Origin of the sequence: Lutibacter sp., assembly GCF_021647475.1 — a bacterium.
In the GTDB taxonomy this organism is placed as follows: domain Bacteria; phylum Bacteroidota; class Bacteroidia; order Flavobacteriales; family Flavobacteriaceae; genus Lutibacter.
The window spans coordinates 22,727-37,870 of the sequence record NZ_JAKIUR010000003.1 but is presented as its reverse complement, the minus strand read 5'-3'; the positions used below and the strand labels follow the sequence as shown (position 1 = coordinate 37,870).

Annotated in this window: 13 protein-coding genes; 9 read left to right on the top strand and 4 right to left on the bottom strand. The window is 29.5% G+C overall.

Features of this window, described 5'->3' with window-relative positions; all coding sequences use genetic code 11:
- Positions 1-321: 321 nt before the first annotated feature.
- Entirely contained in the window at positions 322-1,866 is a 1,545-nt protein-coding gene (locus L3J60_RS01290) for a hypothetical protein (protein WP_291973575.1), read from the bottom strand.
- A 150-nt stretch (positions 1,867-2,016) separates the two neighbouring features.
- Here L3J60_RS01290 and L3J60_RS01285 point away from each other — a divergent pair, with 150 nt between their 5' ends.
- The 9 genes from L3J60_RS01285 to galE all read left to right on the top strand — a co-directional run bounded on the left by L3J60_RS01285 (position 2,017) and on the right by galE (position 11,213).
- Positions 2,017-3,192, top strand: a complete 1,176-nt coding sequence (locus L3J60_RS01285) for a 2-isopropylmalate synthase (protein ID WP_291973573.1) — start codon at positions 2,017-2,019, stop codon at positions 3,190-3,192.
- 14 nt (positions 3,193-3,206) lie between these two features.
- Positions 3,207-4,586: a 3-isopropylmalate dehydratase large subunit gene (leuC, locus tag L3J60_RS01280; protein ID WP_291973571.1), complete on the top strand. Its 1,380-nt coding sequence runs from the start codon at positions 3,207-3,209 to the stop codon at positions 4,584-4,586.
- A gap of 1 nt (position 4,587) precedes the next feature.
- Positions 4,588-5,181 carry a 3-isopropylmalate dehydratase small subunit gene (gene leuD, locus L3J60_RS01275; RefSeq protein ID WP_291973569.1) on the top strand — a complete coding sequence of 198 codons (594 nt, stop codon included), beginning with the start codon at positions 4,588-4,590 and terminating at the stop codon, positions 5,179-5,181.
- Positions 5,178-6,293, top strand: a complete 1,116-nt coding sequence (gene leuB / locus L3J60_RS01270; protein WP_291973567.1) for a 3-isopropylmalate dehydrogenase — start codon at positions 5,178-5,180, stop codon at positions 6,291-6,293. The genes leuD and leuB overlap by 4 nt, the downstream gene beginning before the upstream one ends.
- 75 nt (positions 6,294-6,368) lie before the next feature.
- Positions 6,369-7,103 (top strand): nitroreductase family protein, encoded by a 735-nt coding sequence (locus tag L3J60_RS01265; protein WP_291973565.1) that lies wholly within the window; start codon positions 6,369-6,371, stop codon positions 7,101-7,103.
- 30 nt (positions 7,104-7,133) lie between these two features.
- The gene (epsC, locus tag L3J60_RS01260; protein WP_291973563.1) at positions 7,134-7,928 is read left to right on the top strand and encodes a serine O-acetyltransferase EpsC; all 795 of its coding nucleotides are present in this window, start codon (positions 7,134-7,136) and stop codon (positions 7,926-7,928) included.
- Positions 7,925-8,812 carry a cysteine synthase CysM gene (gene cysM, locus L3J60_RS01255; protein WP_291973561.1) on the top strand — a complete coding sequence of 296 codons (888 nt, stop codon included), beginning with the start codon at positions 7,925-7,927 and terminating at the stop codon, positions 8,810-8,812. Before epsC ends, cysM begins: the two co-directional genes overlap by 4 nt.
- A gap of 261 nt (positions 8,813-9,073) precedes the next feature.
- The gene (locus L3J60_RS01250; protein ID WP_291973559.1) at positions 9,074-10,210 is read left to right on the top strand and encodes a DegT/DnrJ/EryC1/StrS family aminotransferase; all 1,137 of its coding nucleotides are present in this window, start codon (positions 9,074-9,076) and stop codon (positions 10,208-10,210) included.
- A complete protein-coding gene (galE, locus tag L3J60_RS01245; RefSeq protein ID WP_291973557.1) occupies positions 10,203-11,213 on the top strand; it encodes a UDP-glucose 4-epimerase GalE in 1,011 nt (336 codons plus the stop codon). The genes L3J60_RS01250 and galE overlap by 8 nt, the downstream gene beginning before the upstream one ends.
- An 11-nt stretch (positions 11,214-11,224) precedes the next feature.
- Here the strand turns inward: galE and L3J60_RS01240 are convergent, their stop codons facing one another.
- From L3J60_RS01240 to L3J60_RS01230, 3 genes are all read right to left on the bottom strand, one after another.
- Entirely contained in the window at positions 11,225-12,361 is a 1,137-nt protein-coding gene (locus tag L3J60_RS01240) for a DUF3179 domain-containing protein (RefSeq protein WP_291973556.1), read from the bottom strand.
- Between the two features lie 261 nt (positions 12,362-12,622).
- Complete coding sequence (locus tag L3J60_RS01235; protein WP_291973553.1) at positions 12,623-14,071, bottom strand: sugar porter family MFS transporter; 1,449 nt, start codon at positions 14,069-14,071, stop codon at positions 12,623-12,625.
- 13 nt (positions 14,072-14,084) lie between these two features.
- Positions 14,085-14,864, bottom strand: coding sequence for a sialate O-acetylesterase (locus L3J60_RS01230; protein ID WP_291973550.1), 780 nt, complete (start codon positions 14,862-14,864; stop codon positions 14,085-14,087).
- Positions 14,865-15,144 lie beyond the last annotated feature (280 nt).

Here is a 15,144-nt window from a genome sequence, read left to right as displayed (position 1 = left end):
TTTATTTTGTATTAACCAAATTATTTAGGACAAGCAGCAAATTTAACTACTGTCCATTCTTTTTAAGTTTTTTAATTTCTTTTTCTACAACATCCACTTTGTGTAATTTTTATTTATGTTATTGAATATTAAATATTTATAATCTTTTTTTTACTATGATTAATCTACTAAAAAAGCCTGTATTTAATTAGATACAGGCTTTAGTTTTAAATTTTATAATTTATTTAATATCGTTCCTATTTCCGTTGTAAAATAATATTTATAATTTGATGTTTCATCTTAATAGGTTAAATATGAACTTTTTTTGAAACTAGAAAAAAATTACTTATTTAATAATTTTACTTTCTGTTGGATAATTTGTTCTACAGATTTATTTTTAATTTTACTTTCAAGCCAAGAAATAATATCTAAATATAAAAATGCACGTTTTTCATAAGGATGGTTTTCTAATTTTTTTAATTCTTCATGTAATTCTATAAATGCTTTTTTTAATTCCTGTGGATAAATTTGACTCAATTTTTTCAAAAAAGAAATCATTTTACGTTGAACTTGTTGCAAATTATCCATTTTAAGTAAAAACTTATAGGTAGAAACAATTAAAGTTTCAATATTAAAATCAATTCCTGCATCATAATGAGCTACTAAGTTTAAAATTCTTGAAAAACAAAGTAAATCTTCTCGCATTTTTAATTCCTTATTATTAATAATTTTATTTAGATAATAAATGCACAATTTATAATCTCCCGCACCAAAATACATCGATGCAATTTTGTAATAAAAAACCATAACATGATGTGCATCAATTAAAGGATTATACTTTGGAATTTCATCAATTAAAAAAGAAACAAATGAGAGTCCTTTTGTGAATTTTCCTTCTAAAAAATACTGGTTAAGTTTACTTTGGTTATAATATAAAAAAATTAAAGATTTTGTGTTTTCATTTATGGCAATTAGTTCATTTTCTATCTCATACTCCAATTTATTAATAACCTGAATAAATTTTGTTTTATGCTTAATTAAATACAATGATTCTAATAAATAATTTATTCCTTTTAAATAAAAAACAGGATTTTGGATTTTCATTTTTGGATCTTCATCAAATAAATCCACCCATTTTTGAGAGTATTTATAACTCTTTACAAAATCTTGTAAAATTAAATGATACCATAAATAAGCTTTGTACAAAAAAAGTTTTTCTCTAAAACTTAATTCTGAAATTTTATACGATGGAAGTCGTTTTTTAAAATAATTAGTAACAAATAAAACATCATCATTATTTTTAACATAACCTTGTTTAAGCATTAAACTATATAATTGTAAAGATAAATTTGATAATTTACTACTTCTAGTATTTTTTATGTTTAAATCTTTAGCTTGGTGTGTAAGTTCATCAGCTCTATTGCTTAAACTACGTGTAATATATTGTGATTCTATTACTTTTTCAAATTCAACAATTTCAAATGCTAAATTATTTTCACTATTTATAATAGCTATTTCTTTAGCTTTTTCTAAAAGTTTTAAACTTTGTTTATACAACCCTTTGCTATATAAAATTGCAGCAAAATCAAACTGTTCTCTAATTTGAGATCTAATATTTTGATGAACGGGATTAAGTCTAAGACTAATTAAAATTTGTTTATATAAATGAGCTTTTGCATTAGATATTTGCTGTTTTTTTATAGAGGTTTTTTGCAAAATTTGCAATTCATTATAGGTATCGCTTTTATCCAACAAGTTAAAAAGCAACATGAAATTAGCTTTTACATTTCCTCCTAACCTACCTGCATAAACCTTAAATTGTCTTTTTTCAGATTTTGAAAGCGATTTAACTAATAAAAAAAGTTGATCGTTTTTTCCTATAGCCATAGTAACGTTTTTAATTATATCTATTTGATTTTGTGGTAGTTAAAAATATTATTTTAAAATTGAACGTAGTATTATGACTGTAAATTAGTACAAAATTAAAAATATTTACTACTATTTTTGATATTCAAAAGTCATAAAAAAAATCAACAAATGAGCAAAAATAGTATTCAAATATTTGACACTACATTAAGAGATGGAGAACAAGTGCCTGGTTGTAAACTTAATACAGAACAAAAATTGCGCATTGCCAAACAACTAGATTTGTTAGGTGTTGATGTTATTGAAGCCGGTTTTCCAATGTCAAGTCCAGGAGATTTTAAATCCGTAGAAGCTATTTCAAAATTAGTTAAAAATGCTACCGTTTGTGCTTTAACTAGAGCCAATAAAAAAGATATTGAAGTTGCTGCTAAAGCACTAAAACATGCAAAAAAACCGAGAATTCATACAGGTATTGGCACCTCTGATTCTCATATTATTCACAAATTTAACACTACCAGAGAAAAAGTGATTGAAAGAGCTATTGAAGCCGTTAGTTACGCAAAAACTTTTGTGGACGATGTAGAATTTTATGCCGAAGATGCTGGTAGAACGGATAATGATTTTTTAGCAAAAGTATGTGAAGCCGTTATTGAAGCAGGAGCCACTGTTTTAAATATTCCAGATACCACAGGATATTGTTTACCAAATGAATATGGTGCAAAAATAAAATACTTAGTAGATCATGTAAAAGGTATTGAAAATGTAATCATATCATGTCATTGCCATAATGATTTAGGAATGGCAACTGCCAATGCAATAGCAGGAATACAAAATGGAGCTCGACAAATTGAATGTACCATTAATGGAATTGGTGAGCGTGCAGGAAATACGGCTTTAGAAGAAGTAGTTATGATTTTAAAACAGCATAGCAATATGAATTTAGATACTAATGTAAATACTAAATTATTAAATTATACCAGTCAATTAGTACAGCAAAGTATGGGAATGTATGTACAACCTAACAAAGCTATTGTAGGTGAAAATGCTTTTGCTCATAGCTCCGGAATTCATCAAGATGGAGTAATTAAAAATAGAGAAACCTATGAAATTATTAATCCTGAAGATGTTGGCGTTTCTAAATCATCTATTATATTAACAGCTAGAAGCGGAAGAGCAGCATTAGCTTACAGAGCAAAAAATGTTGGTTATGATTTAACTAAAATTGAATTAGATGTTTTATATCCTGAATTTTTGAAATATGCTGATACCCAAAAAGAAGTAAATGATCAAGATTTACATCAATTACTTTCATCAAAAGACAACTTCAAAAAAAGTGTTAATTTTTAAATCTTTTTAATAAAATGTCCAAAACTCTTTTTGATAAAGTATGGGATGCTCATGTAGTAACTTCCATTAAAAACGGACCACAAGTTTTATATATCGATAAACATTTAATACACGAAGTAACTAGTCCACAAGCTTTTACAGAATTAAAAACCAGAAATTTACCGCTATTTAGACCAAAACAAATTATTGCCACTGCCGATCATAATACACCAACTAAAAACCAACATTTACCCGTTAAAGATTTATTATCTAGAAATCAATTAGCCCAATTAACTTCAAATTGTAAAGAAAACAATATTGAACTTTACGGTTTAGGTCATCCAAATAATGGTATTGTTCATGTAATTGCACCTGAATTAGGAATTACTCAACCTGGTATGACTTTAGTTTGTGGTGATAGTCATACTTCTACACATGGTGCTTTTGGCTCCATTGCATTTGGTATTGGCACCAGTCAGGTTGCTCAAGTATTTGCCAGCCAATGTGTTCTTGCTGAAAAACCTAAATCCATGCGTATTTCTATCCATGGAAAACTAAAAAAAAATGTATTTCCTAAAGATGTAATTTTATATATAATTTCAAAATTAGGAACCAATTCAGGTACTGGGTATTTTGTTGAATATGCTGGAGATGTATTTCAAAACATGAGTATGGAAGGTAGAATGACCGTCTGTAATATGAGTATTGAAATGGGTGCTAGAGGAGGATTAATTGCTCCAGACAGCATTACTTACAACTACATAAAAGGAAGAAAATTTGCACCAAGTGGCAAAGATTTAGAAAAAAAAATGACTTATTGGGAAAGTTTAAAAACTGAAGAAGATGCTACTTTTGATACTGAATATTCATTTAATGCAAAAGATATTTCTCCAATGATAACTTTTGGAACCAACCCTGGTATGGGAATTAAAATATCAGAAACTATTCCAAAAAGCAAAGACAAATCTTTTAAAAATTCATTACAATACATGGATTTTAAAGAAGGTCAATCCTTATTAAACACACCAATCAATTACGTTTTTATAGGAAGTTGTACCAACTCTAGAATTGAGGATTTTAGAGTAGCTGCAAACTTTATAAAAGGAAAACAAAAGGCAAATAATGTAACCGCATGGCTAGTCCCAGGTTCACAAATGGTAGTAAAACAATTAAAAGAAGAAGGATTAGATGTTGTTTTTGAAAAGGCAGGATTTGAACTTCGACAACCAGGATGCTCAGCTTGTTTGGCTATGAATGACGATAAAATTCCAAGTGGAGCGTATTGTGTTTCTACCTCAAATAGAAATTTTGAAGGTCGGCAAGGACCAGGTTCAAAAACGCTATTAGCAAGTCCTTTAACAGCAGCAAGCGTTGCTGTAGCAGGTAAAATTGTAGATATCTCAAAATTTAGTTAACATGGAAAAATTTACAAAACTTATTACTACTGCAATACCTTTATCTATTGAAAATATTGATACCGATCAAATTATTCCAGCACGTTTTTTAAAAGCTACTTCAAAAGAAGGATTTGGTAAAAACCTATTTCGAGACTGGAGATTTGACCAAAACAATAATCCAAAAGAAGATTTCATTTTAAACAACAGCAACTATAAAGGTCAAATACTAATTGCAGGCACTAATTTTGGCTGTGGTTCTAGTCGCGAACATGCCGCTTGGGCAATTGCTGATTATGGTTTTAAAGTAGTGATTTCCAGTTTTTTTGCAGATATTTTTAAAGGAAATGCATTAAATAACGGTATCCTTCCAATTCAAATTTCAGAAAATTTTCTACAAATTTTACTAAAAACTACGTTAAGTAATCCAAATTCATTAATTTTAATTGATTTAAAGGAACAAACTGTTTTATTAGAAGAAACAGGTCAATTTGAAAAATTTGAAATAAATTCCTACAAAAAACATTGCTTGCTAAATGGATTTGATGATATTGATTATTTAGTAAGTATAAAAGACAAAATTGAAGTATTTGAAAATAAACGATTAGTAAAATGAAATTAAATATAGCAGTTCTTTCAGGAGATGGTATTGGACCTGAAGTAACTCAACAAGCCACAAAAATTTTAGATACTATTGCTGAAAAATATAAGCATACTTTTAAATATTTAAAAGCAGATGTTGGAGCAATAGCAATTGACAAAACAGGAAATCCTCTACCTAAAGAAACTATTGAAATTTGCAACAATGCAGACGCCATCTTATTTGGTGCAATTGGCGATCCAAAATATGATAAAGATCCTAATGCAAAAGTTCGTCCTGAACAAGGATTATTAGCTCTTAGAAAAACACTTGGTTTATTTGCTAACATTCGTCCTTTAACCACTTTTAACGGATTAATACATCAATCTAATCTAAAAGAAGACGTAATAAAAGGAACAGATTTTGTAATTTATAGAGAGCTAACTGGTGGCATTTATTTTGGTGAAAAAACATTAAGTGATGATGGTAAAACAGCAACTGATGTTTGCTCCTATTCCATTGATGAAATTGATAGAATTGCTCATTTAGCATTTAAAGCCGCACAAAAACGAAGAAAAAAACTCACTTTAGTTGATAAAGCCAATGTATTAGAATCTTCAAGATTATGGAGAAAAAGAGTTACAGAATTATCTAAACAGTACAGCAACGTTAAATTAGAATATTTATTTGTAGATAATGCTGCTATGCAACTTATTTTAAATCCAACGCAATTTGATGTTATTTTAACTGAAAATATGTTCGGTGATATTTTATCCGATGAAGCAAGTGTAATTGCTGGTTCTATCGGATTATTAGCTTCAGCTTCTGTTGGAGAAAAAACGGCATTATTTGAACCAATTCATGGTTCATATCCACAAGCAAAAGGCAAAAATATTGCAAATCCAGTTGCGGCTATTTTATCTGCAGCTATGTTATTAGAACATTTTAATTTAAATGATGAAGCAGAAGATATTAGAGCAGCCGTAGATAAATCAATAGAATTAAACATATCTACACCCGATTTAAATTTAGAAAATCATTTTTCAACTGCTAATGTTGGAAGTTTTATTAGAGATTTCATTTTAGACGAAGACAATACTTTTTATAATAAACACAATATCGATTTAGGTCAATCTACCATTATTTAACTAAATAAATCAATTTGAATTTGAATCGCCCAACTATTAAATTGGTTGGGTGATTTTTTTTGTAATTTTGCACTCATGAAAAATTACCCTAGTTTAGAAGATGCTTTAAATTTTCGAAGATCCGTTAGAATCTATGATGAAACTAAAGAAATTGAAACTTCAATTGTAAAAAAATGTATTAAACAGGCAACACTTGCACCTAATAGCAGTAATATGCAACTTTGGGAATTTAATCATATTACCTCCAAAAATCTTATTAAAAAATTAAGTATAGCTTGCTTAAATCAAAATGCTGCAACAACTGCAAAACAGTTAGTTGTAATAGTGGTTAGAAAGGATTTATGGAAACAACGAGCAAAAGAAAATTTAAACTATTTACAAAACTTATTCGGAAAAAAGCCTAAAGAAGCCTATTCTTCGCGTGAAAAATTTGCACTTAATTATTACGGCAAAATTATGCCTTTTGTCTATGGCGATTTTTTAGGAATTTTTGGCTACATCAAATATTTTATAGCATGGATTACTGGAATTTTTAAACCTGCTTATCGTCAATTACGCAAAAATGATATGCGAATTGTTGCTCATAAAAGTGCTGGTTTAGCTGCACAAACTTTTATGTTAAGTATGGCTGCAGAAGGTTATGACACTTGCCCAATGGAAGGAACTGATACGCTAAGAATCAAAAAAATACTTAACCTGCCTTCTAAAAGTGAAATAAATATGGTAATTTCATGCGGAATTAGAAAACCCGAAGGAGTTTATGGTGAACGCTTTAGAATTCCTTTTAAAAGTGTTTATAAACAATGGTAATTTTTATTAAAATAAATCGACTTATTAAGCATGAAAACAAAAAAATACATCATTGATAAAATTATCAATCATAAAAAAAAACCTCATCTAAATTTTTCTTTAAAACACAAAACTGAAAAATTTACAAATAATTTATTTCATACACTTTTTGATGCAGAAGCTTGTGTTGAAAAAAATATAATTCAACTAGAACAAGATTTTAATGAAATTTATGAAATTGCTAATTTTACCAAAGCACAAACTACTGAAAATATTTGGGAACGATTTTTATTAAAACTACCTACTATTTTAAAAAATTTGAATATTGATGCACAAGAAATTTATGACCATGACCCAGCTGCAAATAGTGTTGAAGAAGTCTTTTTAGCATATCCTGGCTTTTATGCTATTGCTATTTACAGATTTAGTCACGAATTATATTTATTAAACATTCCAATAATTCCCCGTTTAATGAGTGAATATGCACATTCAAAAACAGGAACTGATATTCATCCAGGTGCTAATATTGGACATTCATTTTTTATTGATCACGCCACTGGAATTGTTATTGGAGAAACGTGTTCTATTAAAAATCATGTAAAAGTTTATCAAGGAGTAACCTTGGGTGCTTTACAAGTTTCTAAAGAAATGAAAAACCAAAAAAGGCATCCTACAGTTGAAGATCATGTTACTATTTATGCAAATGCCACCATTTTAGGTGGAGATACCATTATAGGTGAAAACAGCACCATTGGAGGTAATGTGTTTATAACGTCTTCAGTCCCAAAAAACTCCATAGTTTATCACACTCCTGAAATTAAATTAAAATCCAAAATTAATTTATGAAAAACGCGTCTTTATTTAATTTCATTGGGAACACTCCATTAATTAAAACTTCAAATATTATTAAGAATAAAAAAATTACTTTATTGTTGAAATTAGAAGGAAATAACCCTGCGGGAAGTGTAAAAGATCGCCCTGCTTACAATATGATATACAGTGCATTACAACGTGGTGAAATCAAAAAAGGCGATTATTTAATTGAAGCTACCAGCGGAAATACAGGAATTGCTTTAGCTATGATTGCACAGCAATTCGGAATGAAAATTGAGTTGGTAATGCCCGAAAATTCAACGAAGGAACGAGTCCAAACAATGAAAGCCTATGGTGCAAAAGTAACCTTAACTTCTGCTGAAAACGGTATTGAAGGTTCAAGATCTTACGCAGAAAAACGTTCTAAAGAAAAAGGATATTTTATGCTTGATCAATTTGCAAATGATGATAATTGGAAAGCACATTATAAAACTACTGGCCCAGAAATTTGGGACGCTACAGATGGCAAAATTACTCATTTTGTTTCTGCAATGGGAACTACAGGAACTATTATGGGAACTTCAACTTATTTAAAAGAAAAAAATAAAGAAATCCAAATAATTGGAGCTCAACCTACAGATAATTCCAGAATTCCTGGCATTAGAAAATGGTCAAAAGAATTTCTTCCAAAGATATTTAATCCTAAAAAAGTGGATTTAATAATTGATGTTAGCGAACAAGAAGCACGTGAAACCACTAAAAAACTAGCAAAACTAGAAGGTGTTTTTTCAGGAATGAGTGGTGGCGGAGCTGTAGTTGCTGCAATTAAATTAGCTGAAAATATTTCACAAGGCATTATCGTTGCAATTATTCCAGATAGAGGAGATCGCTATCTTTCTTCCAATTTATTTGACTAACATTAGTTTCATTTATTAATTGTAATTGATTGTCCGTAATTAATCATAGAATGTTCGTCACCCTGAACTTGTTTCAGGGTCTCATCAATATAAATCGGTGATTAGTAAAAACTATGAGATGCTGAAACAAGCCTGCCTGCCGGACAGGCAGGTTTAGCATGACGTATAAATATGAAATATAACACAAAACGGATATACATTTAATTGTACAACTATTGCTTTTATTGTACTTTTGTTTATCAAATTTTTTTAGACAAAATCATGAGAAAAATTCAAATGGTTGACCTAAAAGGTCAATACAAACTTATTCAAAATGAGATAGATACCAAAATATTGGAAGTAATTAAATCTACCGCATATATTAACGGACCTGAAGTTCAAAATTTTCAAAAAGAATTAGAAGATTACCTGCAAGTAAAACACGTAATTCCTTGTGCAAACGGTACTGATGCTTTACAAATTGCAATGATGGGGTTAGGGTTAAAACCTGGAGATGAAGTAATTACTGCCGATTTTACCTTTGCAGCTACGGTTGAAGTTATCGGGCTTTTACATTTAACTCCTGTTTTAGTAGATGTTGATAAAAACTCTTTTAATATAAATATTGAAGCTCTTAAAAAAGCAATTACACCAAAAACAAAAGCCATTGTTCCTGTTCATTTATTTGGGCAATGTGCAAATATGGAAGCAGTTTTAAAAGTGGCAAAAGAACATAATTTATATGTAATTGAAGATACCGCTCAAGCAATTGGTGCAAATTATACTTTTACTGATGGCACTGTTAAAAAAGCTGGAACTATGGGAACTATTGGTACTACTTCATTTTTCCCTTCTAAAAATTTAGGGTGTTATGGTGATGGTGGTGCTATTTTTACCAATGATGATAAGCTAGCTCATATTATTAGAGGAATGGTAAACCACGGCATGTATAAACGTTATTATCATGATGTTGTTGGTGTAAATTCAAGATTAGATAGTTTACAAGCGGCTATTTTACGAATTAAGCTTCCACATTTAAATGAGTATTGTGATGCTAGAAGAAAAGCAGCTACTTATTATTCTGAAGGATTTTCAAATCATAAAAATATTGTAACACCTAGCACTAGTAATTTTACTACACACGTTTTTCATCAATATACTTTACAAGTTAAAAATGTGGATAGAAATGCCTTAAATCAACACTTAATGGATGCAGGAATTCCAAATGCAATTTATTATCCTGTTCCTTTACATTTACAAAAAGCTTATGCTGATGAACGTTATAATGAAGCTGATTTTAAAAATACTAATGAATTAATAAACACCGTTTTATCCTTGCCAATGCACACAGAACTAGATCATGAGCAACAAGATTTTATTATTAAAACGGTTTTAGATTTCATCGAAAAAAATGCATAAAATTTTAGTAACTGGCGGATTAGGTTTTATTGGTTCTCACACGGTTGTAGAACTACAAAATGAAGGATTTGAAGTTTTTATTATTGATGATTTATCTAATTCTACGATAGATGTGCTAGATAAAATTACTGCTATCACTCATAAAAAACCATCTTTTTTTAATATTGATTTAAAAGATAAAATCGCAGTTACTACTTTTTTTAATGAACATAAAATTGATGGAGTTATTCATTTTGCAGCTTCAAAAGCAGTAGGTGAAAGTGTTGAAAAACCTTTAAAATATTACGAAAATAATATTGATTCTTTAATTCACGTATTGCAACAAATGAAAGTTCGGAAAGTGAATAACTTTATTTTTAGTTCATCATGCACAGTTTACGGACAAGCTGATGAATTGCCAATTACCGAAAATGCTCCTATAAAACCTGCAGAATCTCCTTATGGAAACACCAAACAAATTGGAGAAGAAATTATAAAAGACACTACTAAAATTTCAGAATTAAAAGCAATTGCATTACGTTATTTTAACCCGATTGGAGCTCATAAAAGTGCAAAAATTGGAGAATTACCAATTGGTATTCCTCAAAATTTGATTCCGTATGTTACTCAAACTGCAGTAGGAATTAGAAAAGAATTATCTGTTTTTGGAAGCGATTACCCAACTCCAGATGGCACAGCCATAAGAGATTATATTCATGTAGTAGATTTGGCAAAAGCACATATTGTGGCTATGCAACGCTTACTAAAAAACAATCAAAAAAAATCTTTTGAAGTATTTAATATTGGTACTGGAAAAGGAAATTCTGTTTTAGAAATCATTGAATCTTTTGAAAAAGTTACTGGTAAAAAATTGAATTACAGACTAGTAGATAGACGAGAAGGCGATATTACCGCTGCGTATGCTGATACAACTTATGCTAACAAAGAATTAGGTTGGAAAGCTAAATTATCTCTTGATGAAGCCTTACTTTCTGCTTGGAAATGGCAAAAAACTTTAAAATAATTATCGTTTACTTAATCCTTATAAATTTCACTTTTAGGATGAAATGCTAACCAAGCAAATGCAAAATGATTACTATGTGGCTCTATTTTTAATTGACTTCCTTTTAATTTTCCACGAAAACAATACCCCGTAATATCCCATTTTGAATTAGTTTGTGTATCAATTATAAATTTTTTATCCTTTTTAAAAGTTAATAACTTATTGTTTAATTTTGATTTAAATATGGTTACAGAACCAATATCTTTAGATTTGGAAATATCCTTTTCATCTAAAACAGAAATTGTACCTGACTGATAAAAAAGCACCACATTTGTTCCTTTAAAAGTATCATTTAATACTCCTTTTTTGGCTACACTTGTGAATGAGTAAATTTTATAATCTCCATTATGTTCAATATCCACAATTCGCTCAAGTGCGGGTAATCTTTTATCCACTTTATCACTATCAAAAAAGTATTGAATTGGAGCATTTTTTCCATCATATTTAACATACGGATTTTTACCATATTGTTTCTCAGAAGCAACAAAACCAGTTTCTTTTGAAAGAATTTTTCCTTTAGGATAACGGCTAAAAAATTCATCTACCGAAATAATTAAGGAAGGAATAATGTTTAACTGAGCATTTGTGTATTTACCAACAATACCTTCTCCCAATAATTGTTGCCATAACGATTCTGTTTTTCTATCCAGCATAACCATATCGCTGTTTCGCAACATTCCAGAAGGTTCAAATTCTAAAATTTCTTCTTTTCCTCCTACATTTAATTTTCTACTATACACAATTCCAGAATTACAAAGCGGACAATAAGTAACCAAAATAGGCTGACCTCCTAACATATCGTTTGCAATTTCATGCATAGTCAAAATATTTAAAGAATATGCTTTTGCTTCTCCATTAATTTCAACAGCAATAACAGGTTCTTTCAGAAAAAACATTGTTAACCCTTTAGTTTTACCCACAAATTTTGGATTGTCTAACGTTGGAAAAGAGCCTTTTGGTAATACAATTTGAATTTCAGATAAATTTACTGAATGCTTTAAGGTATCCGTTTTCCATGTAAAGTTTAAGTCTTTTGGATTTTTAAATTGAGCGGTAGAAATGGCAATTGTAAAACTTAGTACAACAGTTATCCAAATTTTAAAATTCATATCATCTTATTTAATATTATTTGTCTAATATATCGCTAATTACTTACATTTTTTCTGTCTAATTCAAAATTGAAACTAAAAAGAGGCGGTCTGAAAAGTCCTGAAAACTGTCATTCTGAATTTATTTCAGAATCTCACATTGTTGATTACAATAAATTATGAGAACCTGAAACGAGCCCGCCTGCTACTGGCAGGTTCAGGTTGACGAAAATTTCACTTTTCAGACCGCCTCTTTTTATATTTGAAGTGAGATCCTTTATTTTATTTTTGAAATACTTTTTCCATTTCTTCTAAGGTTTTTCCTTTGGTTTCTGGAATAAATTTCCAAACAAACAAAATAATGATGATGATGAAGAAAGAGAATACAAAATAGGGTAACGAATTGTTCCAAATTCCTCCATTCATCTGTAATTTATTAGCGTCACTATCTACCATTATCGGGAAAGTTTGAGACACAAAATAATTTGCTAACCATTGTCCTGCTACAGCTATAGACATAGCAGCACTTCGTATTTTATTAGGAAATATTTCGGATAATATTACCCAAACTACAGGTCCCATTGACATAGCAAATGAACCTATGAAGATCAAAATTCCCACCAAACTTATAATGCCTTCTGTAGATGATATAGTTGGTAAACCTGCTGAATTAATATTTGAATAACTACTAAAATATAACGTGAAACCCATCATTAAAAAACCAATTAACATGCCGAATCCTCCAATCATTAATAATGGTTTTCTTCCTAATTTATCTACCGTAAACATAGCTACAAACGTAAACAGTAAATTAACTGTTGCTAATAATATTTGTTGTTTTAGAACATCATCTTGCCCAAAACCTAACGCTTGTTCAAAAATATCGGCTCCGTAATATAACACGGCATTTATTCCTGTAAATTGTTGTAATACGGACAATACGGTTCCTATAATTACAATGGGTAATAACGATTTGGTAAATACTGATACTTTAGCCGATTTTATATCATTTTCTATAGCTATTTTAATATCTGAATATTCTTTTTCTGCAATTGCATCTCCATGAATTCTTTTTAAAATGCCTTTTGCTTCTTCATCTTTATTATTTATCATTAACCATCTCGGACTTTTTGGTACAAAAAATAATAAACCTAAAAATAAAAATGCCGGAATCATTTCTGACCAAAACATTTGTCGCCACCCATAAGATATATTTTCACTATCGGTTAATTCAGAGCCAATAAAATACGTTGCTAAAAACACTACAAAAAATCCTATAACAATGGCAAGTTGATAAAATGTTACCAAATTTCCTCGTTTTTCTGCAGGAGCTATTTCTGCAATATACATAGGTGCATTCATAGAAGCAATTCCTATGGCAACACCACCTATAATTCTAAAAATCACCAATAATGTAATAGATTGTGGCAACATACTTGGTAAGCCTGATCCCCAAGCAGATATCATAAAAAATACTGCCGAAATTATCAAAGATTTTTTCCTCCCAATCTTTTTACTTAAAATACCTGCACCTGCTGCACCAACCAAAGCTCCTAATAATGCACTACTTACTATAAATCCTTTTAAAGCCCCCGTTAATTCAAAATATTTAGAAAAGTAAAATTGCGTACCGTTAATTACTCCTGTGTCATATCCAAATAACAATCCTCCTAAGGTTATAACTATGGTTATAAAATAAATATTAATTCGTTTGTTTGATGTAGTACTCATAATATATTTCAATTTAATTATTATTCTTTTGTTTATTTATTTTAATAAATTGTTTTGCAAATCGCTTGCCCAATTTACGTTGTGATTTAGAATTAAAATGAACCTTGTCTGGGTTACTTGTTAGTCCAACCGAAGAAATTACATATATATTAGTGTCTTTTTCAGCTATTTTATGCAAAATACTATTTAATGTTTTCCAGTTTTTATTTCTTTTTTCAGGTTTAGCATAATTTCCTAATTCTCCTACAAGTATAGGCAATTTATCATTTCCTGCATCATGCCTAAAGTTTTTAAATAATTGTTGTAGTTTTTTACGATATAGTGGCAATGTTTTTTGGTGTGCATCACTTTCTCCTTGATGCCATAAAATACCTTTAATACTTCCAATACTTTTTGCATATTCCATTCTTTTTTTAAAATTGCTATACAATTTCACATTCCTAAATAATGAATCACCTAACCATTGACTGATTGAGCTACCACCTACAGCACAAGGCACTAAAACTATATCAATATTATTTGGTAGATTTTTATGTAATTCTTTTGCAAAGGAAAGTCCACAATCTAAACCATCTAATTTAGGTTCATAAAAGTGTAATGGTTCTTTTGCTAAAACCAATTTCATTTCTTTATTAAGCATAAAAATATTTGAATTTGTAACGGTATCTTGAGCTTCAACAATACCTCTTCCTGCCATATTAGATTGACCAGCCATCATAAACACCCATTTCTCTTTTTTATGAATACAGCCAATAAGTAAAAAAACACAAAATATTAATATTCCTTTTTTCATTTTCGTATATCATTAATTAAATTTAGAATTTCTCTCACTTTATTTTCTAATCCTTAGTAATATTTAGTCCTTCAGGTTAAATTCCAAAATATTTTTCGACATTTTATTCGCCCCCTAAAATAATATCGCAATATGAAGTAAGTTTCATGTTGGCTTGATTATTTAAATTTATGATTACTTTATTAACCTGAGTTCGACCTAAGGATTTACTTTAAATAACTGAAAATCAAAATGTCATTGCGAAAATTATAAATGTAGTGCCATAATTTGAAGTAATCTT